Source organism: Variovorax boronicumulans, assembly GCF_040544675.1.
Lineage (GTDB): Bacteria > Pseudomonadota > Gammaproteobacteria > Burkholderiales > Burkholderiaceae_C > Variovorax > Variovorax boronicumulans_D.
Genome location: NZ_JBEPKK010000023.1, coordinates 20,305 through 42,595 on the forward strand (window position 1 = coordinate 20,305; position 22,291 = coordinate 42,595).

Here is a 22,291-nt window from a genome sequence, read left to right on the forward strand (position 1 = left end):
GATTACAGCCAGCGCTCGCGCATCAACGCCAGCATGGCCTGTGCGGCGCGGCCTCGGTGGCTGTTGGCGTTCTTTACTTCCGGCGACAGCTGCGCAAAGGTCTTGCCGAAGGCGGGCAGGTACATCACGGGGTCGAAGCCGAAGCCGTTGTCGCCCACCGGCGCTTGCGCGATTTCGCCGACGACACGGCCGACGGCGATGAGCGGCTCGGGGTCGTCGTGGCTGCGCAGCGCGACCAGCGTGCTGACCAGCGCGGCGCGGCGGTCGACCACGCCATCGAGCTGTTCGAGCAGCGCTTTCACGTTGTTGGCATCGCCCTTGGCGTAGCCGAACTGCGTGGCGTAGAACGCTGTGTCCACGCCCGGCAGGCCACCGAAGGCATCGACGCACAGGCCGGCATCGTCGGCAATGGCCGGCAGGCCGGAGGCCGCGCTCGCGTGGCGCGCCTTGGCCAGCGCGTTCTCTACAAAGGTGCGGAACGGTTCTTCGGCCTCGCCTACGCCCAGTGCCGATTGCGGCACCAGGGTGACGGCCAGTTCTGCAAACAGTTGCTGGAGTTCGGCGAGCTTGCCTGCGTTGTTGGAAGCCAGAACCAGTTTCATGAATCGCTCAAAGTGGCTGTGGCGCCCGGATGGCGGGCGTCGTAGCTGGGGGAGATGTTCAGTTCGACTGCAAGGCCTGCTGCTGCAGGGTCACGAGCTCGCCGATGCCCTTTTCGGCCAGGCCGAGCAGGAGGTTCATTTCGTCGCGCGTGAAGGCCACACCCTCGGCCGTGCCCTGCACTTCGACGAAGTGGCCGGCGCCGGTCATGACGACGTTCATGTCGGTGTCGCAGGCCGAGTCTTCGGTGTATTCGAGGTCCAGCAGCGGCGTGCCGCCGACGATGCCCACCGAGATGGCGGCCACGTGGCCCTTGATCGGCGAGGCCTTGAGGGTGCCGGCGGCCAGGAGCTTGTTGACTGCGTCCTGGGCAGCCACGAAGGCGCCGGTGATGGCTGCGGTGCGGGTGCCGCCGTCGGCCTGCAGCACGTCGCAGTCGAGATGGATGGTGCGCTCGCCCAGAGCGGCCAGGTCGAACACGGCGCGCATCGAGCGGCCGATGAGGCGCTGGATTTCCTGCGTGCGGCCGGTCTGCTTGCCCTTGGCGGCCTCGCGGCTGCTGCGGGTGTGGGTGGCGCGCGGCAGCATGCCGTATTCGGCCGTGACCCAGCCTTCTCCGCTGCCCTTCTTGTGCGGCGGCACGCGCTCTTCGACGGAGGCGGTGCACAGCACGCGGGTCTGGCCGAACTCGATGAGCACCGAGCCCTCGGCGTGGATGGTGAAACCACGGGTCATGCGCACCGGGCGCAGCTGGTCGGCGGCACGGCCGCCGCTTCGTGTGAAAGCAGTCATTGTTGAAACTCGAAAAGGAAAAAAAACCAGCCGCTCTTCAACGGCAGGTTCGGGGAACACCGCGGAACCGGCTTTGCCGGGCCGCAGGTGTTGCCCCCTGGAAGGGGGTTGGCGCAGCGACACGAAGTGCGCGAAGACTGGGGGTCATCTAACTCTTGCGGGCAGCGGAGCGGCGGATGGCTTCGTTGATTTCGGCGATGGAGCGCTCGATGGCGTCTTCGTCCATGTCGCCGATCTCGCTGTCCGACGGCATGCCGGCCTGGATGGTCGAGGCGAACACGCCGTCGTCGATGGTTTCGGTGGAAATGCCGCGGTCGTCGCCGGAGGTTTCGGACATTTCCCACTCCAGCGCGATCAGCGTCACGTTGTCGCTGTGGGGGCCGCCCTTGCGCAGCGCCATTTCGGCGAGGTCGGGGGCGGCATCGGACACGGGCTTGCCGGACGAGAGCGTGTGGACGATCAACGCGTCATCCAGCACACCCCACACGCCGTCGGAGCACAACATGATGCGGTCGCCGCGCTGCAGCGTCAGCGGGGGCGAAATATCGAACATCGGCGTGGTCGGCGAACCCAGGCAGGTGAGCAGCAGGTTGCGGTTGACCGGCATGTCCGAGCCGTGGGGCCTCGGGCGTTCGGCGTGCGAGTGATCGCGCGTGCGAACCAGCAACCGGCCGTCGCGCACAACGTACAGGCGCGAATCGCCGCAGTGCATCCAGGTGGCCGTGGTGCCCTGCAGCAAGGCCGCCACGACGGTGGTGCGCGGCGTGTCGAGCATGGCCTTGTGGCTGGCATACCGCATGATCTGCTGATGCGCCGCCATGGCCGATTCGGCCAGGAAGGACTTGGCATCCTTCACCGTCGGGCGGGCTTCGCGCTGGTAGAGCGCGGCGATGGTCTGCAAGGCCAGCTGGGCCGCGACCTCGCCTTCGGGGTGGCCGCCCATGCCGTCGGCCAACACGAACAGGCCCGACTCCCGCGTGTAGCAATAGCCCATGCGGTCTTCGTTCTTGACGCGCCCGCCCTTGCGGCTGACCTGGAAAACTGAGAATTTCATGTCATGCGGGGCGAGTTGTGGGGGCGGCTGCGCGAGGCAGGCTCTTCTTGTCGAAAGAACGGATGTTGTCGATCGAGAGGCGCACCTTCTCGCCGACGGTGAGCTTCGTGTAGCGGCGATCGCCTTCGCGGCTGAGTTCTTTTTGCAGCGCAAACACCGACTGCGGACGCGAGAGCGGATCCAGCGACATGCACCACTCGACCACCTCGATCAGGTTGTCGGAGTACACGCCGCGCAGCCGCGACAGCGACAGGCTCAGGCGGTCTTTCTCGATGCGTTTGGGGGCGTCGTTGGGCGGGTAGCCCTGCATGCAGGCGTAGATGCAGGCGCCGATGGCATAGATGTCGGTCCACGGGCCCATCGACGAGTCGCGCCGGTACATCTCGGGGGCGGCGAAGCCCGGGGTGTACATGGGGCGGATGAAGATGCCTTCCTTGCTGAGCACTTCGCGCGCGGCGCCGAAGTCGATGAGCACGGCGCGGTCGTCGTCGGTGACGAAGATGTTGGCCGGCTTGATGTCCAGGTGCAGCATCTTGTACTGGTGGACGATGCGCAGCCCGCGCAGGATTTCGTCGAACAGCGAGCGGATGGTCGACTCGCGGAACACCTTCTGGCGTTTCAGGTCGCGCGCGGTGACCACGAAGTCCTGCAGGGTCGCGCCCTCCAGGTAGTTCATGACCATGTAGACGGTTTCGTTCTCGCGAAAGAAATTGAGCACGCTGACCACCGAGGCATGCGAGATCTGCGCGAGGGAGCGGCCTTCTTCGAAGAAGCTCTTCAGCCCCAGCCGGTAGAGGGAGAGTTTCTCGGGCGGCACCTGCGGATTCAGCTCGCCGGGCCCGCGGGTGGCCAGCGAAGAAGGCAGGTATTCCTTGATGGCCACTTGCTGCCCGCTGGGGTCGATGGCGAGATAGACAACGCCAAAACCTCCGGCGGAAAGCCGGCGAACGACGCGGTAACCGCCAATGACCGTATCGGGCAACAGGGGCGAAGGCTTGACCTTTGACATAATCCGGGAGTTTCGCCCGAAGGCGATGGTGCGGCAAGCGAACGCTGTACCGACGCCTCGGTGCATGCAAGCAAAACCACAGTGAGGCGCAATGCCAGTTTACAGCATGACCGGCTACGCCAGCGGCCAAAATGGGTCCGCAGGCAGCCACTCCGAAGCCGAAGCACGGCCTTCCGCCGCGGGTCGACTCGGGGTCGAAATCCGCTCGGTCAACAGCCGCTTCCTCGACCTCACCTTCAAGTTGCCCGAGGAGCTGCGCCAGCATGAGACGGCGCTGCGCGAGTTGCTCACCGGCAAGCTCAAGCGCGGCAAGGTCGAGGTGCGCGCGGCCATCGAGAACACCGCCCAGGCGGGTGTCGTCGAGCCTTCCGTCAAGCTGCTTCAGCGGCTCAACGGGGTGCAGGACAGCATCAAGGCCTGGCTACCCGGAGCACGGGAGCTCAGCGTGGCCGACGTGATGCGGCTCGCGGGCGGCGACGGCGCCACCCGCGGCGACTGGGGCCCCGACCTGCTCGACGTCGCCGGCAAGGCGCTCGAAGCGCTGATGTCGGCCCGCCAGCGCGAAGGCGCCCGGCTCGCCAAGATGCTCGAGGCGCACTTGGCCCAGCTGCGCACCCTGGTGCTGCAGGCCGGCCCGCTGGTGCCTCAGTTGGTCGAACAGCAGCGCAACCGCTTCCTGGAGCGCTGGCAGGAAGCCATGGGCCTGACCGCCGGCACGGGCGGCACGCTGCCCGAAGCCGCTCAGGACCGGGCACTGACCGAGGCCACGGCCTTCGCCATTCGCATCGACGTGGCGGAAGAACTCACCCGGCTGAATTCGCACCTCGACGAGATCGAGCGCCTCCTCAAGAAGGGCGGCGAGATCGGCAAGCGGCTCGACTTCCTCATCCAGGAACTGCACCGCGAGGCCAACACCCTGGGCTCCAAATCGGCAGCCCTGGAACTCACGCGCATCGGCGTGGACATGAAGGTCCTGATCGAGCAGATGCGCGAGCAGGTCCAGAACATCGAATGACGACGAGCGAAAGAATGGACTACCCCGGCAATATCTTCGTGGTCGCCGCGCCCAGCGGGGCCGGCAAATCGAGCCTGGTCAAGGCGCTCATGGAGCTGGACTCGGCGGTGCAGCCCTCGGTCTCGCACACCACGCGGCCGCCGCGCGGGCAGGAAAAGCACGGCCGCGAGTACTTCTTTGCCTCGCCGCCCGAGTTCGACGCGCTGATCGCGGCCGACGGCTTCGTGGAATGGGCCCATGTGCACGGCCACCGGTACGGCACCTCCAAGAAGGCCATCGAGGAGCGGATCGCCCAGGGTGCCGACGTGATCCTCGAAATCGACTTCCAGGGCGCGCTCCAGATCCGCAAGACTTTCGCCAACGCGGTGATGATCTTCATCCTGCCTCCCAGTTGGGAGGAACTGCGCTCCCGGCTCGAGCGGCGCGGCGAAGACAGCGCCTCTGTCATCGAATTGCGGCTGAAAAATGCCGCCGAAGAGATGGCCAGGGCCGGGGAATTCGACTTCGTTATAATCAACGAGTTATTTGAGCGCGCGCTTTTTGATCTCAAGGCGATTGTCCACGCTCAGCGGCTCCGGTATTCCGCACAGCGCCGTGCGCGTGCCGACACCTTTGCCGCACTGAACATCCCCTGATCTCCTGCTCACCGACCGAAAGATACTCATCATGGCCCGCATCACCGTCGAAGACTGTCTGCTTCAGATCCCGAACCGCTTCCAGCTCGTGCTGGCCGCCACGTACCGTGCGCGCATGCTGAGCCAGGGCCACGCCCCCAAGATCGAGAGCAAGAACAAGCCCGCCGTGACCGCCCTGCGCGAAATCGCGGAAGGCAAGATCGGCATCGAAATGCTCAAGAAGGTGCCGGGCTGATCTGACGCAGCCCTGCAACGAAAAAGCACCGCAAAGCGGTGCTTTTTTTATGCCTGGACGCGTCCATGGAACGGTCACGCTAAAGTGGTAGCCATGAGTGCGGTCGCCAAACATCAGTCCCAAGCCCCTTCGGGCGTGCCGAAGCCGAGCCCGGCGGCGCTGAACGCGGCCGCCGCAAGCTTTGCCGCACTGACCGCGCGCCTGGACTACCTGGGCCCGGAAGACACCGAGCTGGTACGCCGCGCCTATCGCTTCGCAGACGAGGCCCACCTGGGCCAGTTGCGCAATAGCGGCGAGCCTTACATCACTCACCCCATCGCAGTGGCAGCGCAATGCGCCGAGTGGAAGCTCGATGCACAGGCGCTCATGGCGGCGCTCCTGCACGACGCCATCGAAGACTGCGGCGTGACCAAGCCCGAACTGATCGAGCGCTTCGGCGCCCCAGTCGCCGAACTGGTCGACGGGCTCACCAAGCTCGACAAGCTGCAGTTCAACACCCGCGAAGAAAACCAGGCCGAATCCTTCCGCAAGATGCTGCTGGCCATGGCGCGCGATGTGCGCGTCATCCTGGTCAAGCTGGCCGACCGCACGCACAACATGCGCACGCTGGCCGATGCGCCGCGCGAAAAGTGGGCCCGGATCTCGCGCGAAACGCTCGAGATCTACGCGCCCATCGCGCACCGGCTCGGCCTGAACCAAACCTACCGCGAATTGCAGGAACTGTCGTTCCGGCACCTCAAGCCCTGGCGCTACGCCACGCTGTCCAAGGCCGTGGCCAAGGCGCGCGGACGACGCCGCGACCTGATCCAGAAAGTGCAGAAAGAGGTCGAGTCGGCCTTCTCGTCCGCCGGCATGACGCTGCGGATCGCGGGCCGCGAGAAAACGCTCTACTCCATCTACCGCAAGATGGAAGACAAACACCTGAGCTTTGCCCAGGTGACCGACATCTACGGCTTCCGGCTGATCGTGCCGAACGTCATCGCCTGCTACACCGGCCTGGGCATCCTTCACCAGATGTACAAGCCGCTGCCCGGCAAGTTCAAGGACCACATCGCGATCGCCAAGCTCAACGGCTACCAGTCGCTGCACACCACGCTGGTGGGGCCCGCCGGCGTGAGCGTCGAGTTCCAGCTGCGCACCGAGGCGATGCATGTCGTGGCCGAATCCGGCGTGGCGGCGCACTGGCTCTACAAGGCGGCCGAGCCGAACGGCGCAAGCAACGACAGGCTGGGCACCAAGTGGCTGCAGTCGCTGCTCGACATCCAGGACGAGACGCGCGATGCCGCGGAGTTCTGGGACCACGTCAAGGTCGACCTCTTCCCCGATGCCGTCTACGTCTTCACGCCAAAGAGCCAGATCATGGCGCTGCCGCGCGGCGCCACGGTGGTCGACTTTGCCTACGCCATCCACAGCAACATCGGCGACCACACCTCGGCCGCGCGTATCAACGGCGACCAGGTGCCCCTGCGCACCGAGCTCAAGAACGGCGACGTGGTCGAGGTAATCACCGCGCCCGTGTCCACGCCCAATCCGGCCTGGCTCGGCTTCGTTCGAACCGGCCGTGCGCGCTCCAAGATTCGTCACTACCTCAAGACCCTGGCGCATGCCGAGTCCGAAGGCCTGGGCGAAAAACTGCTGGCACAGGCCCTCCGCGCCGAAGGCCTCGGCAAGCTGCCCGACGAGGACGACGACCATCAGGCGATGTGGGAGAAGCTGCTGCGCTTCACCGGCAATCGCACCCGTGCCGAACTGCTGACCGACATTGGCCTCGGCAAGCGCATCGCGAGCATCGTCGCCAAGCGGCTGATGGCGCTGCTATCCGAACTGGGCGAGCGGCCCGACGCCCTGCTCCTGAGCCGCGAGCGCTTCACCTCGCACGAAACCGTGTCGCAGGGCGCGGTCACGCTGGATGGCAGCGAGAACTCGTCCGTGCGCTTTGCGCTGTGCTGCCGGCCGATTCCGGGCGACCCGATCGTCGGCTACCTCGGCCATGGCGAAGGCCTGGTGGTGCACACCGAGGATTGCGGCGTTGGCCAGCGCCTGCGCCACAAGGACAGCGAGCGCTTCTTCGCCGTCGAATGGGCGGACGAACCGACACGCGCCTTCGAAACCGGCGTCGTGATCACCGTGCGCAACGACAAGGGCGTGCTGGCACGCGTGGCCGCCACGCTGGCGGATGCCGAAGCCGACATCACGCATGTGGAAATGGCGGACGAAACCCCGCAGGACTCCACCGACCTGCGCTTCGTGATTGCCGTGCGCGACCGCGCGCACCTCGATGCCGTGCTGCGCGCTGCACGCCGGACCGCGTCGGTATTGACCGCTGCGCGGACGGTGCCGGCGCCCTGATGAATTGAAGGCCGCCGTCCGGCGGCCAGCCCTTCAGTCCGCGACCGGACGCGGTGCCGGATAACTCACCGACAGTATCTCCACCTCATGCGCCCCCCCTGGCGTTACCAGCTTCACCACATCGCCCTCGCGTGACTTGAGCAGCGCACGGGCAATCGGCGAAATCCAGCTGACCTGCGCCTGCGAGCTGTCCGCCTCGTCGATGCCCAGAATGGTGATGCTGCGCTCGTCCTCGCCCGTCTCGTCGACATAGCGCACCGTGGCGCCGAAGAAGACCTGGTCGCTGCCGTGGTGCACCGAGGGATCGGTGATTTCGGCGATTTCAAGCCGCTTGGTAAGAAAGCGGATGCGCCGGTCGATCTCGCGCAGGCGCTTCTTGCCGTAGAGGTAGTCGCCGTTCTCGGAGCGGTCGCCGTTCTTGGCGGCCCAATGGACGGCTTCCACCACTTTTGGCCGCTCTTCGTCCATCAGTTGAAGCAGTTCGTCGCGCAGACGCGCATAGCCTTCCGGCGTGATGTAGTTCTTGCTGCCCGCAGGCAGCGGCGGCGGCGCGCCTTCTGTGCCGTCGTCGTCACCGTCGGTATCGGTTTCCTTGGTGAATGCCTTGTTCAACGAAGAACCCTCTGAATAAGAAATGCAAACCGCACGCGTGGCAGATGGTGCGAGCCAAGCGCTGCATGCAGCAATCGGGGAGCGGGAATCGGCTCTGGAGGTTTGCTCCCAGAAGTCTCCCAATTCATCCAACATGATGGCAATGCCTGCTGCTCTTCCTGGGCTGCAGGCCCTCCCTCCGGCCGCGCGCAAACGTGGCTTTCAGCCCGCCCCTTGCGGGCCTTTTTTTGGGCTTGTCAGCCGGCGTCCAACAGGGCGGAGGCTTCCCGGGCGCCGAGGTTTCGCACGGAAGCGAGGCTTTCGAGTTGCGCTGCCCGCGGGCGGGCCTTGCCCTGCTCCCAGTGATAGATCGTCTGGCCGGAAACGCCCACGAGCTTGCCGTAGGCCGCCGCCGAAATACCCAGCTTGACGCGGTGCGCAGCCAGGCGCTTTGCGCTGAATCGGCGCTTGAGGCCTTCTTCTTCCGCGGCAGGCTCTTGTGTCGAAGCGCGACGACCGGCGCCCTTGGCAGTGCGCCGCAATTCCTTTTCGAGCGCACTGACTTGCCGGCGCAAGGCGGCAATCGAAGAACGGTGCTGGGTCGACGTCCTCTTGAGTGCCTCGATTTCGGCGCGAACCTCTTTTCGGGCCACACGCGAGATTTCTGCTTTCAGGATCGATGCGATGTTTGGCATGCCGGCATTGTGCCTAACTCGCCGCCATGCGATGTCGGCCGATCACCCCATGTCCGATCGTTTGCAATCGAAAACTATGCCCGGTTCGATGGCTCGCAGCGCGGGGGTCTTGTTCACAAATGTCACACCAGCGCTGATGAGACGCCAATCCCCGGCCTTGAAAAGCTTGAAGAGATGGGTCACTTCGGTTCCGAGCGTCGGGATGGAATTGAAGACGTAGACGGGGTCGCCGGAGGAGTCGTCCATGCTCACCAGTTCGGCGCGCATCTTGCCCATGGTTTCCGTGTCCTTCGTCCTGGAACGCACGATGTCCATGTTGACGGTTCTCGAATGCTCGTCGATGGAGATCCTGCGGACCCAGTTGAATGGCGCAGTGCCACCGACCGGACCGGGAACGCAGGTGATCGTGGCCGCGGAGGCCGCACCGGTCGCCGACACCAGCAGGAGCAGTTGGCCAACGAGTCGCGTCGCTGGAATACGCATGATCGCCCTCCTTCGTTTCTGAACAAGGGGACTTTAGCCTCCGACACCGGCGCTTGCAGCCGGTCGCTCGTACAGCCAGTCGGAGGACGGACAGGCGAGCGTTCGCGGTCGACCTGCTGGTATCCGTTCAGCCAAAAGAAAAAGGGTTAGGACACGTTGATGTCCTAACCCTCTAAGAGAATGGTGCGGCTGGCAGGAATTGAACCCACGACCCCTTGGTTCGTAGCCAAGTACTCTATCCAACTGAGCTACAGCCGCACAGCTTGCGATTATAGCATGCGGTTTTGCCCTCGGACTCGCCTGCATCCACGATGTTCGAACGGCACGCGAAACGGGACGACCGCGAGCCGCTCTGCCTGCCGTGCTTTACGCAACGAAGGCCAGACTTGTGCAAGCCCGAATCAAGCACCAGTCTGCCTGTCTCGGGACAGACTTTCCCAGGGCCTGTTCAGCCTCAATGAACGAAGCGCCCGCCCGCGCCGATCATGGTCATCTCCACGAAACAGGAGCCGTTGTGATCTTCCGGAATGAGGGACAACACCAAGCCTCCGGTATCCCAGTTGCGCAGCGTTTCCAGCGCCGCCGCCAGCCTTGCGCGCGTGGGATCGCGCCCGGTGCGGCGCAGGCCCTCGACCAGAGCCTTGGCCGCCAGGAATCCCTCCATGCTGTCGACCGAGCCTGCCGGCTTGCGTTCCAGGAAGTATTTGAAGCAAGCCTCCTTCTCCTGGGCGGTCAGCCGAGGCTTGTTGGACAAGGTCGGCAGGAGGATCGACACGGCAGCGTAGTTGGCCACGACCTTCGTGGGATCGCCCGTCTGCAACGAGGCGTTCCAGCGATCGAACAGGGCAGCAACCTGTTTTTCCGAGATGTCCTCGCAAGACTCGGACTTGGCGCGTGCACTCGCAGCCACGGCCGCGAATGCCACGGCGCCGAGCAGAACCGAACGAGAAAGGCGCATGTCGCTATCTTTGTGAAGAGACGCTTCGCGTGATTCGCGTGCCCGGCTTCAAAACTGCATCTGCTTGTCGGCGTCCTGCGTCTTGCGGCGGCCGAGGGCAAGATTGGCACGCAGCTTGTCCAGCACCACGTAGATGAACACGCCCTCCTTGGTGGCCGAGGGGCGGATGATGTGATAGTGCTTGCCGAGCGTGATCAGCATGTCCTCGATCACGTCGTTCAGGCCCAGGGAGCGCATGGTCTTGAGCTTGGCGCGCACAACCTCCGTGTTGCCGGCTGCCGCGATCTCCATGTCCACGCCGGTGCCCGCGCTGCCAAGGATCATGCCGCTGCTCGAATCGACCACCGCCGCGCACATGGCGCCGTCGATGGTCAGGATGTCTTCCAGGGTTTGCTTGATGGATGCCAACTTGTTCTCCAGTAAAAAAAACGTACAAAAAAATGAGGCCTTGCTGCCTCGGTGAGTCATGCGTCGGTGAGGGTCCTGGCGAGGTGGGTGACCCGATAGACGACCAGCGCCAGCACGGCCGAGTCCTTGGCAAGCACGTTGATGACGAGCTCGACGTCGCGCCGGTACACGCTGCAGAAGACTGCGAAGCCCGACTCCGTCTGCACTATCACGCTCTTGTGGCGGCCCAGGCGGGCCTCCTCGGAAACCACGCTGCTGATGGCCACGATGGAGCTGGCCATCGCCGCCACGCGAACGGGGTCCGCATCGCCGACAACGGCCGAAGCCACATTGAAACCGTCGATGGTCGCGACCACCGCGGCCGTCACGCCCCCCAGTTCGTCGACCAGCTTGCGCGCCTCACGCTGCGCGTGCGCGGCTGCGGTCCGGGAAAGTTCTTGTCGATCGCTCACTCTTTGTCTCTCCCCATGTCGGCTTCCAGTTGCATCAACAGCGTGTCGATCAACAGGATCACGTCGCCCCTGTTTCGCACGTCCACGCCAAGAATCGGAAACACCCGGCCTTTTGCGGCAAGCGCTTCCGCGTAGTCATCCAGGCCTGGCACCGGATGCGTCTCCATCCGCCCCACACCGATGGCGCAAGGGATCGTCTTGAGCGCTTCGGAGAAACCGTCCAGGTAGACGGCCAGGTCCGCCAGCGGATCGGGCCGCGAGTTGTCCATCAGCACGATCACGCCCAGCGCGTTGCGCACCAGAATCTTCCAGAGGAAGTCGAAGCGCGCCTGCCCGGGCGTGCCGAACAAGCGGAGGCGGTCGCCGTTGTCCAGCGTGAGCTGGCCGAAGTCCAGGCCCACGGTGGTGCGCTCCTTGTCGATCGACACATCGGAGTTGCGCACGTCGGTGACCACCGGCGCCGCATCGCTCACGCACCCGATCGCCGTGGTCTTGCCGGCGCCCACGGTGCCGGTGAAGAGAATTTTGTATTCCCTCATGGCACGACTCCCAGGCCCAGCCGACGCCGGATGCCGGTGATGAGGCTTCGCGCGAATTCGCTTCGCGCCGGTGCGGAATGTCCCTGTGCATACGGCAGGTCTGAACGCGCGCTTGCGGCAACCGGTGCCACATGCAGTTCCAGCACGCCCGCCGAGCGCAGCATCTGCAGAAAAGTGACGCACTGGGACAGCGGGAGCTGGCCAAGCTCGGCCAGCTCGACCGCGCTCAACGCGCGGCGCGCCAGCAGGCTGGCCATCCGCACCTTGTCGGGGTCGTTGCGCAACAGCAGGGCCGAGGGCCAGCGGCGCAGCGTGAAGCGCACCGCATTGGAAACCTCGATTTCCAGGGCAGCCTGCGCCTCCCCGCCCGACCGTGCGGCCGGCGCCGCCAGCAAGGCGCGCTCGGTGCTTTTGAGCCACTGCTGCAGCTTGTCGGCACGTATCGGCCGCTCCAGCGTATGGGGCCGGTTGCCCGAATTCCTGCGCGTGAGCGTGAGCACGGCCTTGGCCGTGCGGGAGAACTCGGCACGCTCGTCCAGGGTCGCACTCTCGTCGACAAGCAATGCGTCGTAGGGTGGAAAGTTGACCGGAACCCATGGAAAGGCGACATCGTTCGCATACAGCCGGACGATGGTCCGGATCACGGCCACTTCGGGCGCCGGCAGCCTGTAGACACCGATCCTCAGAGCGGACATGTGATGCCTCCTTGAACATCGAGGTTTTGCATCGGTTCACCATCGGCACTTCGCACCAGTTCAACAGGCGCTGCAGGCTGGAGAAAGCCACGATGGGCGTGGTGACGGTTCATGGGCAACCGTCCAAGGAATTTGCGAACTTGCGAGCCGGATCGCACATGCGAATCTGCCCGCCCATTCCGGCGAGCACGCGCAGCTTGCGGTCCGAGCCGGCCGCGTCGACGACGTAGGTGATCACCGGCGATTCGGTGTTGCAGCTGGCGCCGCTCACGCCGGTGTCGGTGTTCGCCACGAGCCGTCCCATGGCGTTGAAGCAGACGGCCGCGGGCCCGTTGATCTGGACGCCGGATGCAAGGTCGGCCAGCACGCCGGCCTGCACGAACACACTCTGTGCGTCCAGGCTCGACCGGGACACGTTGATGGACCAGTTGCCGCCGCCGGCCACAGCTGTGAGGCTTGTTTCGGGCGCGGCGCTGTCGGTGAGCGAGAAGACCATGGGCCGGCTGCGGCGCAGCGCTTCGGACTGAGCGAATCGCAAGCCGTTCTGCAGCGAGTCGCTGACGGCGCGCACCTTGTTGTTGGCGGCCCAGGTGGCGAACGACGGCATCGCCAGCATGGCGAGGATGGACATCAACGTGATCGTCACCATCGCCTCGCCGAGCGTAAATCGCACTGCCCGGGCTCGGCGGCCATTCATGCCGGGCACGACTGGCCACGCCGGGTCGCCCGGGCCTTGTCGCTCAATGTGAAGCCGAGCGGCCGCGGGCCTGCGACGCGCATCGCACGCCGCCACCCCGGTGTCTTCGAAAGTCGTTCTTGCATCCACTGCCGTGACCACAAAAGACCAGCTCGTCGTTGTTTTATTGCGAAACTCATGTGACAATTTTTTGCAAAAACGAATGCTTTCGACTAGCTCCATGACTGAAATGCACCCACTCATTTTTCAATCCAATCGCGTGCACGCTGCTGAGTCAGTCGGGCGCTCAGGCTATGCACCAGACGAGGGCGCCCAGTCCTGGCGGCTCAGTTTTTCGACCGCCATGTCGGCGAAGGTCGACACGGCCAGCGGACGCTGCTGTCGACTGGGGTAGACGATGCTCAGGCCGCGCCCGGCCCGCGTGTACTGCGGCAGCACGCGCACGAGCCTGCCGGCTGCAATGTCGGAGGCCGTGAGGATCGAGGGCAGCGCGGCAATGCCCAGGCCCGCGCAAGCGGCCTTGCGCAGCACCTCCTGCGCGTTGCTGTTGAAGCGCCCTCGCACGCGCACTTCGCTCTCCACGCCGTCCGAGTCCTGCAGGCGCCAGGTGGCGCTGCCGCTGGCATCGGACTGCACCACGCACTCGTGCTCGCTCAGGTCCTCCAGCGTCACGGGCGTGCCGTGCGTCGACAGGTAGGCGGGGCTTGCGATCAGTTCGCCATAGCTCGCAAAGATTCGCCGGGCCACATAGCAGGAGTCCTGCAAGGGCCCACCGCGAAACGCGATGTCGATGCGATCGGCAATCAGGTCGACCAGAAGATCGCTGAGCACGAAGTCCAGCCGCACCAGCGGATGCTCGGCCAGAAAGGCCTGCACCCATTCCATCTGGAAGAAATCGAAAAAGCTGGTCGGCGCGGCCACGCGCACCATGCCGCTCGGCTCGGCGCTGTTCGCCACATGCAGTTGGCCGGCCTCGATGAGCTCTTCGACCGCAGGTCCGCATCGCTCGTGAAAGGATTCGCCCGCGCTCGTCAACGTGAGCTTGCGCGTGGAGCGCTGCATCAGCCGCGTTCCCAGCCGTGCCTCCAGTTGCTGGATGCGCCTGCTCACCGTGGCGGAGGGCACGCTCAACCGTCTTGCCGCCTCGGCAAAGCTGCCGCTGCGAGCCACTTGCACAAACATCGCTACTTCATTCAGATCGAGCACAAGGATTCTTTCTGTTGTTGTCGTCGTTGGTTCGAGCCGCCCTTTGACAGGTACTCGTCCAACTTTTAAGAAAGCGCTGGAAATCACCAATTCGGGGCTTTTGCGAGATACGCCAGAATGCGCACCGGAACGCATGAGGTACGTCCCTCACTCACAACGCTGAACGGCAGCTGACATCCCCGCCAGCGCGGTGCACATTGCAAGAAAAAGCTGGTAGTCCGCGCCGTGATGCAGCAGCATGTCACCCGTGGATCGTTATAGAGACACAACAATCAATTGACCTAATCAATTATTTGGACCCTTCTTCACGCGCACTGGATTCACATGCAAGCCCTTCCCGACACGACAGCACTGCGTGCGCCGCGCGCACTGAGCGATCTCCTGCTGTACCGCTTGTGGAGAGCCACGCGTGCAAGCCGGGGCATGGTGACCCGCATCGTCGAGGGGGGCTTCGGCATCACGCATCGCGAGTGGGGAATGATCGGCATGCTCGCGAAGGTCGGGGAGATCAGGCCCTCGGCACTGGCCGAACGCTTGCAGCTGGACCGTGTGCGCACCTCGCGCGGCCTGCGGACTCTTTTGGAGAAACGGCTGATCGAGCGGCGCCAGAACGCAGACGACGGACGCGAAGTCCACGTGCGGCTGAGCGCTGCCGGTATGCGACTCTTCGACGACCTGTTCCCGCGCATCGCCTCTTTGAACACCGCGCTTCTGGACGGCCTCGATACCGAGCACCATGACGTGTTTCTGCAGTGCCTGCGTCAACTCGAATCGCGTGGCAACGCGTTGAGCGAACGGAACGCCGCTCCGCAAAGAGCCGACCTTCGTCCAGCAGGTGGCACACGCCACCATTGACGGCCCTCGCGCCAGGCCCCGAAACGCAACCGCTACAACGGTCTCAACAACTTCAAGGGCCTAGCGAACTTCAAGAAATTTGCTTCGGGCGATAGCGCGCAAGCTCGTGCTTGGCGATCGCGTTGCGGTGCACTTCGTCAGGGCCGTCGGCCATGCGCAGGTGGCGCGCGTAGGCCCAGAAGTTCACCAGCAGCGTGTCCTGGCTCAGGCCCATCGCGCCGAAGGCCTGCATCGCGTCGTCGATCACCTGGATGCAGTTGTTGGGCGCAATCACCTTGATCATCGCGATCTCCTGCGCTGCCACCTTGTTGCCCACCGTGTCCATGCGCCATGCCGCATGCAGCACCATCCAGCGCGTCTGGTCGATCAGCATCCGGCTTTTTGCAATGCGCTCTCGCCACACGCCCTGCTCGGACAGCGGCTTGCCGAAGGCCACGCGCGAGACCACGCGCTCGCACATCATCTCCAGCGCCGACTCGGCCATGCCGATCATGCGCATGCAGTGGTGGATGCGTCCCGGACCCAGGCGCCCCTGCGCAATTTCGAAACCACGGCCCTCGCCCAGCAGGAGGTTGTCCACCGGCACGCGCACGTTCTCGAACAGCACCTCCGGGTGACCGAAGGGCGCGTCGAAGTGATTGACCAGCGCCATGTCGCGCAGCACCGTGATGCCGGGCGTGTCGGCGGGCACGATGATCATCGACTGCTGGCGGTGGCGATCGGCGTTGTCGGGGTCGGTCTTGCCCATCAGGATGAACAGCTTGCAGCGCTCGTTCATGGCGCCCGTGATGTACCACTTGCGCCCGTCGATGACGTACTCGCCGCCCTCGCGCCGGATGCTGCACGCGATGTTGGTGGCGTCCGAAGAGGCCACGGCCGGTTCGGTCATCGCGAACGCGGAGCGGATCTGGCCGTCCAACAGCGGTTGCAGCCAGCGCGCCTTTTGTTCGGCCGAGCCGTAACGCTCGATCACCTCGGTGTTGCCCGTGTCCGGTGCGCTGCAGTTGAAGGCTTCGGCGCTCCAGTAGCGCCGGCCCATGATCTCGCACAGCGGTGCGTACTCCAGGTTGCTGAGCCCGGCGCCGTGCGCGGCCTCGGGCAGGAACAGGTTCCACAGGCCGGCTGCGCGCGCCTGCTCCTTGAGCTCTTCCAAGAGCGGCAGGCCGGTGTAGAAGCCGCCGTTCTTCTGTGCGTTCAGGTAAGACTGATGCGCTTCCTCGGCCTGGCGCTTCTCGTTCGGGTAGATGTGCGCGTCCATGAACGCGAGCAGGCGCGTTCGCAGATCCTGGACCTTGGGCGTGTAGGCGAATTCCATGCGGGGTCTTCCAGATGAGGGAGTGAAGTTGCCCCCATGGTGCCCCGGCTTGATCGCTCAGGCTGTCTCCTGCAGGACGATCTACAAGATCCATCGGTTCCTACCGAAGTTCTCGATACGCACAGCGCACGCGAACGCGTGACCTCGACGTGGAACCCAATCTTCAACGGGTGACGTGATCGCCGAGGGGGTCGGCGGTGCATCGCGCCAGCACTGCCTCTCTGTTCGATGTTGTGTTCAACGAATGTATCGGCCGCCGCTTCGCGCCAGCGTGAGGTCGGTGTAGTGCGAGCCGGTGTGATCGTCGCGGTCGATCGTCAATTCGAAACCGCCCAGGTTCAGATGGCCGAGCGACTGCATGGCCGCGAGCATCGCCGCACGCGTAGGCGCGCCGTTGCCGTTGATTCGACGCAGCCCTTCGACCAGCACCTGTGCGCTGATGTAGCCCTCCAGGCTCCAGTAGCCGATGCGGGTGTCGTTCGCGGCCTTCATCGCGTCGCGGTACCTGGCCACGATCGGGAACGAACCCACCGTCCAGGGATAAGGCATGACCTGCGTCACCGCAATGCTCACGCCTTGTGCAGCCAGGTCGCCGAACACGTCGCCCGCCGAGGAGATGGTGTAGAAGGTCGGCGACCCCTTTTGCTTGCGGATTTCGCCGATGAGATCGGCGCACATCTTGCCGGGGCAGAACATCACCACGGCCTGGACTTCCTTGGGCTTGAGTTCTTCGGCCGCCTTCTTGAGGTCGACCTTGCCGGGCGGCTGGTTGACGGCGCTGAAGAACTTCTGGCCGCTCTTGCCGAGCAGTCCGCTCATGTGATCGAACATCACCTTGGACTCGGGAATCTCCAGCGAGAAGAAGCCGATCCTCTTGATGCCCAGCACTTGCAGGTGCGAGACGATATGGCTTGTCTCGTCCTTGAAGCTGCTGCGCACATTGAACACATAGTCGTTGCCGGGCTGCCGCAGGCTGCTCACGCCGGTGGCGGGCGCGATGAACGGCACGCGGTTGTCGACCGCCACCTTGGCGCCAGCCACGGACGACGGCGTGTTCACGAAGCCGAAGAGACTGATCGCACCTGCATCGATCAGGCTCTTGGCATTGGCGGCCGCGCGCTCGGGCACATACATGTCGTCCAGCGTACGCAGTTCGATGATGCGGCCCTTCACGCCGCCGGTGCGGTTCACCTGGTCGATGTAGAGCCGGGCTCCGTCGACGAACGCCGTACCCGCCGCAGCCGCGGCGCCCGTGAGAGGCGCCGACTGGCCGATGAGGATCTTCTCTTGCGCGGAGGCGGCCAGCGCGACAGTCAGGGCGAAGAGTGTGATCAACGTTCTCATGGGGTCGATGCTCGAGGTGAGTTTCAAAAGATGTGAATGGGTTTTATCGATCACACGTACTTTCGAATAGCAGACGAAATGAAATTCAGATACTCATTTCCCGTCGCAATCGCACCGCATGCGAGAGCAGGCACGAACACCCGTGCCGCACCAGCCGCGCGCTTGCAGCTTGTGCGTTGCTCGTTGTCGAAGTTATTGCCCGGCCGCAGCGCTCAAGCCCATCGGGCCGGTGCGCTCGAAGCTCTGCCTGGGCCAATGGTGGCGTGTGCCGCCCGCATGGCGGTTGGCCTTCTCGGGCACCGCGCCCTGCGCGTTCAGTTCGCTACCGCGCATCTCGAGCCGGTGCAGGCACTGCAGCAAAACCTCCAGATCCGCCGCATCCATGCCTTCGAGAAGCTCGACGTTGAGGCCCGCGACGCGTGGGAACAGCTCTTCGAAAAGCTGATGGCCCGCGGAGCTCAGGCGCACCCGCACTTCCCGGCCGTCCTCGGCGTCCTGGCGCCGCTCCACCAGCTTTTTCTCGAACAGGCTGCGCAGGGCGCGCGAAGTGCTCACGCGGTCCAGGTGAAGGTGCTCGGCCAAGCCGGAGGACGTGACCTCGCCGACCTGCGCGAGCATGCCGATCATTCCCCACTCGCGATGCGTGATGCCCGATTCGTCTTCGATCATGCGGGTGGCCATGCCGCTGCCCGCGCGCACGGCACGCCACAACCGGGACAGGAAGAGGTCATCCAGCGGACTGGCGGCGCTGAACTCGATGGCGTCGAAGGCGTCTTGCATGGGAGTCAATGGAGAAGAATCAAAAGATCAGGGACCACAAATTTCCGGCGAGTGGCGCGGCCCGGACAACGACGCTGCGCGCATGCCGTGCCGTTCATGACGAGCGCAGGCCGATTCGGCGAAACAGTCCGCCCATGAGGCCCAGTCCGGTCTCCGGGTCTTCGTGCAGCGCCTGCCACGCCTGCTCCTGCTGCCGCTCTTGCGGCGTCGCCTGCAGTTGCGCCTCGTCCGGCAGCGGCGCGCCCACATGCACATCCAGCACGCCTGCGTTGCGCAAGACCTGCAGGAACCCCATGCATCGGGACACCGATTGCCCGCAGCGCTCGGCCAGTTCGCTCACACTCAGCCTGCGCTGCCAGAGCAGATTGGCCATCCGGTCGTTGCTCTCGTCGCGGCCCATCAGTGCGGCCGGAGGCCAGCGGCTGAGCATGAAGCGGGCCGAATCGGGAAACTCCTGCGACATGGCAACCGGCAGCTCTCTTGCAGCGCCCGACCATCGCCGCGCTTCGACCAGCTCTCGCCCCGTGTTCAACAACCACTGCTGCAGCTTCTCGGCGCGGATGGGCCGCTCCAGCGTGTTCGCCATGCCCTCGGAATGCAGGCGCGTCACGGTCAGTACCGCGGGGGCCATCTGCTCGACTTCGGCCAGCTGGTCTTCGATCAGGGTGCCGTCCACCAGCAGCGCGTCGTAGGGAGGCACGTCCACCAGCTTCCATGGAAAGGAGCCGTTCTGGGCGGAGAGCCGAACGATCGTCTGGATCACGACCACTTCGATGTTCGGCAACCTGTACAAGCCAAGCCTCAACCTGGGCATGGCCCGCTTTCGAATTGCATAGGGATAGCGATCACTTGCTGTCGTTCTTCCTGCGATGAAATATTGGGCATGCGTTGCCAACGCGGTCGCACCACGCGGCGACCGTCGAAGCAAACGCAAACGGGCGCCGCGCCGGCTTCGAACTAGGGATGGAGGCGGCAACGCGGAAGGGCGTTGGCAGCTTCGATGAATGCGAAAGGCGGCATGCAAGAAGGAATAAGAAACAAGCAGTAATGCAACCAAGTCGCGGAGCATAGGAGGGGGTGATGTATTCGCAAAATTGTTTTGCTCGATACCTCGTATCGATGCCAGCGATACGTGAGAATCCGCCAGCCACCACTGCAGCACCTGCACCGACACAACGGTTGGGTCCACAAACGGACCCTGGAGTAAAAGAACAATGCGATTCCAGAAGCTGGACCTGAACCTGCTGGTGGCCCTGGATGCCCTGCTCAAGGAGCGAAGCATCAGCCGGGCGGCGGAGCAACTGCACTTGAGCCAGTCCGCCATGAGCAGCTCGCTGGCGCGGCTGCGGGCTTACTTCAACGACGATCTGTTGATGCCGGTGGGCCGCAAGCTCGAACTCACCTGCCGGGCTGAAGCGCTGAAAGACGCCGTGCGCGACATCCTTATCCGCGTGGACACCACCATTGCCACGGCTCCAGAGTTCGATCCGGTGGCATCGGATCGCAAGTTTCAACTGGTCATCTCCGACTACACCGCGGCCACCCTGCTCCCCCACATGCTCGCGCTGGCTGCCGAGCAATCGCGCAGCGTGCGCTTCGACCTGATGCCGATGCCCGGCCAGCCCCGGCGCGCGCTGGAGAGCGGCGAAGCCGATCTCATGATCATCTCGCGCCCCTACGCCCTGCCCGACCATCCGGTCGAGAAGCTCTACGAGGAAGAGTTGTGCTGCGCGGTGTGGCGCCACAGCCGCATTGCGCAGTCCGGCGAACTGACGCTCGCGCAATACGCAGCGGGCGGCCATGTGGCGGTGCAGCCTCCGGTGATGGACAAGCCGACCCTGGAGAGCTGGTTCAAGCAGCGCTACGTCGGTGCGCAGCACATCGAGGTCACGACCTCCGGCTTCCTGAGTGCGCCGCATCTTGTCGTCGGCACCGAGCGCATCGCCACCATGCATGCCAGGCTTGCCCGGATCGCGCAGAAGGCGCTGCCGCTCGCGCTGTTCCCGCTGCCCACGCCTACACCCCGCCTGGAACAGATACAGCAATGGCACAGGCACCGCACCCGGGACCCTGGGCTTGCGTGGCTGCGCGGCCTCATGCATGAAGCCGCCCTGCGCATGGACGCCGAAGCGGGCCAGGGCCCATCGACAGCCGATTGAGCGTCACGCTCGGAAGAGAACAAGAACCATGCGATTCCAGGATCTGGACCTGAACCTGCTGGTGGCCCTGGACGCCATGCTCAGGGAGCGAAGCATCAGCCGGGCGGCGGAGCAACTGCACTTGAGCCAGTCCGCCATGAGCAGCTCGCTCGCGCGGCTTCGTGCATATTTCGACGACGACCTGCTGGTCCCCGTGGGCCGCAAGATGGAGCTCACCCAGCGGGCCGAAGCGCTGAAGGAATCCGTGCGCGACATCCTCATGCGCGTGGACACGGCCCTTGCAACGCCTCCGGCGTTCGATCCGTCGGCGTCGGATCGCCAGTTCAAGTTGATCGTCTCCGACTACACCGCTGCAACGCTGATGCCGCACCTGCTCGCGCTGGCGGAGAAGCAATCCCGCACCGTGCGTTTCGACCTCATGCCGCTGCTCGACCGGCCTCATCGTGCCCTGGAGAACGGCGAGGCCGACCTGATGGTGGTCCCTCGCGCCTACGCGCTGTCGGACCATCCCACCGAGTTGCTGTTCCAGGAAGAGTTCTGCTGTGCGGTGTGGAACCGCAGTTGCTTTGCGCTGTCCGGCGAACTCACGCTCGAGCAATACGCGACAGCCGGCCATGTGGCGGTGAAGCCGCCGGCCATGGACAAGCCGACGCTGGAGAGTTGGTTCAAGCAACGCTACGTCCAGGCGCAGCACATCGAGGTGACCACGTTCAGCTTCGCGAACGCGCCCCATCTTGTGGTGGGCACCGACCGCATCGCCACCATGCATGCCAGGCTTGCCCGCATCGCACAGAAGTTGCTGCCGCTCACGCTGCTTCCGATGCCCGCGCCGATGCCCCACATGGCGCAGCTGCAGCAATGGCACAGGCAGCGCACCCGGGACCTGGGGCTGATCTGGCTGCGCGAGCTCATGCATGAAGCCGTTCTGCGCATGGATGCCGAAGCGGATCCAGGCATGCAGGTTTGAACGCAGCGCTCGATTCATACCCTGCAATGCAACGCCGGAACTCTCACCACTTCATGCGCAACCCGATCGAGCCCTGCACGGAAGACTTCACATCCGTCGCACCGCCCGCAGCCCACAGCTTGCCGATCTCGCCGTAGACGCTGGTCGTCTCGCTCAGCGCCAGCGTGAGGCCCCCGGCCAGTTCGGCCGTGGTCGAGCCGGTGCGGCCCGTGATGTCGGTGCTGCCGGCAGCGCCGATGAAGCGGGCCACATCGGCACCGCCGCTGGCCTTGTAGAGGTTGAAGCGGCCGTACGGCTGCAGCGTGCCCAGGCCCGTGGCGATCTCGCCCTTCAGGCGCACGCCGATGCGCGCGATCCAGCCGTCGTCGCTGTCCTGGCGCACGCGCGCGCCGGAGATCGCGATGTCGTCCAGCCCCAGGTGCTGGTGGATCAGCTGCAGCTGCGGCTCGATCTTCCAG

Annotated in this window: 26 protein-coding genes and 1 tRNA gene; 7 read left to right on the forward strand and 20 right to left on the reverse strand. The window is 64.6% G+C overall.

Going from position 1 to position 22,291, the window contains the following annotated elements:
• Positions 1–2: 2 nt before the first annotated feature.
• The 4 genes from ABIC90_RS26145 to ABIC90_RS26160 all read right to left on the reverse strand — a co-directional run bounded on the left by ABIC90_RS26145 (position 3) and on the right by ABIC90_RS26160 (position 3,455).
• The gene (locus ABIC90_RS26145; RefSeq protein WP_354359444.1) at positions 3–602 is read right to left on the reverse strand and encodes a non-canonical purine NTP pyrophosphatase; all 600 of its coding nucleotides are present in this window, start codon (positions 600–602) and stop codon (positions 3–5) included.
• Positions 603–660: 58 nt separating this feature from the next.
• Positions 661–1,392, reverse strand: coding sequence for a ribonuclease PH (gene rph, locus ABIC90_RS26150; protein WP_354359446.1), 732 nt, complete (start codon positions 1,390–1,392; stop codon positions 661–663).
• A 148-nt stretch (positions 1,393–1,540) separates the two neighbouring features.
• Positions 1,541–2,446: a PP2C family protein-serine/threonine phosphatase gene (locus ABIC90_RS26155; RefSeq protein WP_354359448.1), complete on the reverse strand. Its 906-nt coding sequence runs from the start codon at positions 2,444–2,446 to the stop codon at positions 1,541–1,543.
• Between the two features lies 1 nt (position 2,447).
• Positions 2,448–3,455 carry a serine/threonine protein kinase gene (locus ABIC90_RS26160; protein ID WP_354359450.1) on the reverse strand — a complete coding sequence of 336 codons (1,008 nt, stop codon included), beginning with the start codon at positions 3,453–3,455 and terminating at the stop codon, positions 2,448–2,450.
• A 91-nt stretch (positions 3,456–3,546) separates the two neighbouring features.
• Here ABIC90_RS26160 and ABIC90_RS26165 point away from each other — a divergent pair, with 91 nt between their 5' ends.
• The 4 genes from ABIC90_RS26165 to ABIC90_RS26180 all read left to right on the forward strand — a co-directional run bounded on the left by ABIC90_RS26165 (position 3,547) and on the right by ABIC90_RS26180 (position 7,689).
• Positions 3,547–4,470: a YicC/YloC family endoribonuclease gene (locus ABIC90_RS26165; RefSeq protein ID WP_354359452.1), complete on the forward strand. Its 924-nt coding sequence runs from the start codon at positions 3,547–3,549 to the stop codon at positions 4,468–4,470.
• A gap of 14 nt (positions 4,471–4,484) precedes the next feature.
• Positions 4,485–5,105, forward strand: coding sequence for a guanylate kinase (gmk, locus tag ABIC90_RS26170; protein WP_013543329.1), 621 nt, complete (start codon positions 4,485–4,487; stop codon positions 5,103–5,105).
• Between the two features lie 31 nt (positions 5,106–5,136).
• Positions 5,137–5,340, forward strand: coding sequence for a DNA-directed RNA polymerase subunit omega (gene rpoZ, locus ABIC90_RS26175; protein WP_021009011.1), 204 nt, complete (start codon positions 5,137–5,139; stop codon positions 5,338–5,340).
• A gap of 93 nt (positions 5,341–5,433) precedes the next feature.
• Positions 5,434–7,689, forward strand: coding sequence for a RelA/SpoT family protein (locus ABIC90_RS26180; RefSeq protein WP_354359455.1), 2,256 nt, complete (start codon positions 5,434–5,436; stop codon positions 7,687–7,689).
• Between the two features lie 33 nt (positions 7,690–7,722).
• Here the strand turns inward: ABIC90_RS26180 and greB are convergent, their stop codons facing one another.
• From greB to ABIC90_RS26235, 11 genes are all read right to left on the reverse strand, one after another.
• Positions 7,723–8,301, reverse strand: a complete 579-nt coding sequence (greB, locus tag ABIC90_RS26185) for a transcription elongation factor GreB (protein WP_354359493.1) — start codon at positions 8,299–8,301, stop codon at positions 7,723–7,725.
• Positions 8,302–8,537: 236 nt separating this feature from the next.
• Positions 8,538–8,975 (reverse strand): helix-turn-helix domain-containing protein, encoded by a 438-nt coding sequence (locus tag ABIC90_RS26190; RefSeq protein ID WP_354359457.1) that lies wholly within the window; start codon positions 8,973–8,975, stop codon positions 8,538–8,540.
• A gap of 42 nt (positions 8,976–9,017) precedes the next feature.
• Complete coding sequence (locus tag ABIC90_RS26195; RefSeq protein WP_354359459.1) at positions 9,018–9,458, reverse strand: hypothetical protein; 441 nt, start codon at positions 9,456–9,458, stop codon at positions 9,018–9,020.
• Positions 9,459–9,639: 181 nt separating this feature from the next.
• Positions 9,640–9,716: transfer RNA gene (locus ABIC90_RS26200), tRNA-Arg, on the reverse strand.
• 196 nt (positions 9,717–9,912) lie between these two features.
• Positions 9,913–10,416, reverse strand: coding sequence for an ABC transporter substrate-binding protein (locus ABIC90_RS26205; RefSeq protein ID WP_354359461.1), 504 nt, complete (start codon positions 10,414–10,416; stop codon positions 9,913–9,915).
• A 48-nt stretch (positions 10,417–10,464) separates the two neighbouring features.
• Complete coding sequence (locus ABIC90_RS26210; RefSeq protein ID WP_354359463.1) at positions 10,465–10,824, reverse strand: hypothetical protein; 360 nt, start codon at positions 10,822–10,824, stop codon at positions 10,465–10,467.
• A gap of 56 nt (positions 10,825–10,880) precedes the next feature.
• Positions 10,881–11,276, reverse strand: coding sequence for a roadblock/LC7 domain-containing protein (locus ABIC90_RS26215; protein WP_354359465.1), 396 nt, complete (start codon positions 11,274–11,276; stop codon positions 10,881–10,883).
• Entirely contained in the window at positions 11,273–11,815 is a 543-nt protein-coding gene (locus ABIC90_RS26220; RefSeq protein WP_354359467.1) for a GTP-binding protein, read from the reverse strand. The genes ABIC90_RS26215 and ABIC90_RS26220 overlap by 4 nt, the downstream gene beginning before the upstream one ends.
• Entirely contained in the window at positions 11,812–12,510 is a 699-nt protein-coding gene (locus ABIC90_RS26225) for a hypothetical protein (protein ID WP_354359469.1), read from the reverse strand. Before ABIC90_RS26225 ends, ABIC90_RS26220 begins: the two co-directional genes overlap by 4 nt.
• Before the next feature lie 109 nt (positions 12,511–12,619).
• Positions 12,620–13,183: a pilus assembly FimT family protein gene (locus ABIC90_RS26230; RefSeq protein ID WP_354359471.1), complete on the reverse strand. Its 564-nt coding sequence runs from the start codon at positions 13,181–13,183 to the stop codon at positions 12,620–12,622.
• Between the two features lie 315 nt (positions 13,184–13,498).
• On the reverse strand, positions 13,499–14,413 hold the full coding sequence (locus ABIC90_RS26235; RefSeq protein WP_354359473.1) for a LysR family transcriptional regulator: 915 nt from the start codon (positions 14,411–14,413) through the stop codon (positions 13,499–13,501).
• Positions 14,414–14,737: 324 nt separating this feature from the next.
• On the opposite strand from ABIC90_RS26235, the gene ABIC90_RS26240 reads away from it, so the two are divergent.
• Positions 14,738–15,268, forward strand: coding sequence for a MarR family winged helix-turn-helix transcriptional regulator (locus ABIC90_RS26240; protein WP_354359475.1), 531 nt, complete (start codon positions 14,738–14,740; stop codon positions 15,266–15,268).
• Positions 15,269–15,338: 70 nt separating this feature from the next.
• Here the strand turns inward: ABIC90_RS26240 and ABIC90_RS26245 are convergent, their stop codons facing one another.
• The 4 genes from ABIC90_RS26245 to ABIC90_RS26260 all read right to left on the reverse strand — a co-directional run bounded on the left by ABIC90_RS26245 (position 15,339) and on the right by ABIC90_RS26260 (position 19,470).
• Positions 15,339–16,583, reverse strand: coding sequence for an acyl-CoA dehydrogenase family protein (locus ABIC90_RS26245; protein WP_354359477.1), 1,245 nt, complete (start codon positions 16,581–16,583; stop codon positions 15,339–15,341).
• Positions 16,584–16,820: 237 nt separating this feature from the next.
• Complete coding sequence (locus ABIC90_RS26250; RefSeq protein ID WP_354359479.1) at positions 16,821–17,927, reverse strand: ABC transporter substrate-binding protein; 1,107 nt, start codon at positions 17,925–17,927, stop codon at positions 16,821–16,823.
• A gap of 192 nt (positions 17,928–18,119) precedes the next feature.
• On the reverse strand, positions 18,120–18,707 hold the full coding sequence (locus tag ABIC90_RS26255; RefSeq protein ID WP_354359481.1) for a MarR family winged helix-turn-helix transcriptional regulator: 588 nt from the start codon (positions 18,705–18,707) through the stop codon (positions 18,120–18,122).
• Positions 18,708–18,801: 94 nt separating this feature from the next.
• The gene (locus ABIC90_RS26260; RefSeq protein ID WP_354359483.1) at positions 18,802–19,470 is read right to left on the reverse strand and encodes a hypothetical protein; all 669 of its coding nucleotides are present in this window, start codon (positions 19,468–19,470) and stop codon (positions 18,802–18,804) included.
• Between the two features lie 451 nt (positions 19,471–19,921).
• Here ABIC90_RS26260 and ABIC90_RS26265 point away from each other — a divergent pair, with 451 nt between their 5' ends.
• Positions 19,922–20,866, forward strand: a complete 945-nt coding sequence (locus ABIC90_RS26265) for a LysR family transcriptional regulator (protein WP_354359485.1) — start codon at positions 19,922–19,924, stop codon at positions 20,864–20,866.
• A gap of 28 nt (positions 20,867–20,894) precedes the next feature.
• Positions 20,895–21,833 (forward strand): LysR family transcriptional regulator, encoded by a 939-nt coding sequence (locus ABIC90_RS26270; protein ID WP_354359487.1) that lies wholly within the window; start codon positions 20,895–20,897, stop codon positions 21,831–21,833.
• 43 nt (positions 21,834–21,876) lie between these two features.
• On the opposite strand, the gene ABIC90_RS26275 is transcribed toward ABIC90_RS26270, so the two are convergent.
• Positions 21,877–22,291, reverse strand: a 415-nt coding sequence (locus ABIC90_RS26275; RefSeq protein WP_354359489.1) for an autotransporter domain-containing protein, incomplete at its 5' end; no start/stop codon positions are given.

Bases quoted from the DNA above. Each gene is read 5' to 3' on its own strand.
- ABIC90_RS26145 (WP_354359444.1), bottom strand. From the start codon at position 602: ATGAAACTGGTTCTGGCTTCCAACAACGCAGGCAAGCTCGCCGAACTC.
- rph (WP_354359446.1), bottom strand. From the start codon at position 1,392: ATGACTGCTTTCACACGAAGCGGCGGCCGTGCCGCCGACCAGCTGCGC.
- ABIC90_RS26155 (WP_354359448.1), bottom strand. From the start codon at position 2,446: ATGAAATTCTCAGTTTTCCAGGTCAGCCGCAAGGGCGGGCGCGTCAAG.
- ABIC90_RS26160 (WP_354359450.1), bottom strand. From the start codon at position 3,455: ATGTCAAAGGTCAAGCCTTCGCCCCTGTTGCCCGATACGGTCATTGGC.
- ABIC90_RS26165 (WP_354359452.1), top strand. From the start codon at position 3,547: ATGCCAGTTTACAGCATGACCGGCTACGCCAGCGGCCAAAATGGGTCC.
- gmk (WP_013543329.1), top strand. From the start codon at position 4,485: ATGGACTACCCCGGCAATATCTTCGTGGTCGCCGCGCCCAGCGGGGCC.
- rpoZ (WP_021009011.1), top strand. From the start codon at position 5,137: ATGGCCCGCATCACCGTCGAAGACTGTCTGCTTCAGATCCCGAACCGC.
- ABIC90_RS26180 (WP_354359455.1), top strand. From the start codon at position 5,434: ATGAGTGCGGTCGCCAAACATCAGTCCCAAGCCCCTTCGGGCGTGCCG.
- ABIC90_RS26190 (WP_354359457.1), bottom strand. From the start codon at position 8,975: ATGCCAAACATCGCATCGATCCTGAAAGCAGAAATCTCGCGTGTGGCC.
- ABIC90_RS26195 (WP_354359459.1), bottom strand. From the start codon at position 9,458: ATGCGTATTCCAGCGACGCGACTCGTTGGCCAACTGCTCCTGCTGGTG.
- ABIC90_RS26205 (WP_354359461.1), bottom strand. From the start codon at position 10,416: ATGCGCCTTTCTCGTTCGGTTCTGCTCGGCGCCGTGGCATTCGCGGCC.
- ABIC90_RS26220 (WP_354359467.1), bottom strand. From the start codon at position 11,815: ATGAGGGAATACAAAATTCTCTTCACCGGCACCGTGGGCGCCGGCAAG.
- ABIC90_RS26225 (WP_354359469.1), bottom strand. From the start codon at position 12,510: ATGTCCGCTCTGAGGATCGGTGTCTACAGGCTGCCGGCGCCCGAAGTG.
- ABIC90_RS26240 (WP_354359475.1), top strand. From the start codon at position 14,738: ATGCAAGCCCTTCCCGACACGACAGCACTGCGTGCGCCGCGCGCACTG.
- ABIC90_RS26245 (WP_354359477.1), bottom strand. From the start codon at position 16,583: ATGGAATTCGCCTACACGCCCAAGGTCCAGGATCTGCGAACGCGCCTG.
- ABIC90_RS26250 (WP_354359479.1), bottom strand. From the start codon at position 17,927: ATGAGAACGTTGATCACACTCTTCGCCCTGACTGTCGCGCTGGCCGCC.
- ABIC90_RS26255 (WP_354359481.1), bottom strand. From the start codon at position 18,707: ATGCAAGACGCCTTCGACGCCATCGAGTTCAGCGCCGCCAGTCCGCTG.
- ABIC90_RS26265 (WP_354359485.1), top strand. From the start codon at position 19,922: ATGCGATTCCAGAAGCTGGACCTGAACCTGCTGGTGGCCCTGGATGCC.
- ABIC90_RS26270 (WP_354359487.1), top strand. From the start codon at position 20,895: ATGCGATTCCAGGATCTGGACCTGAACCTGCTGGTGGCCCTGGACGCC.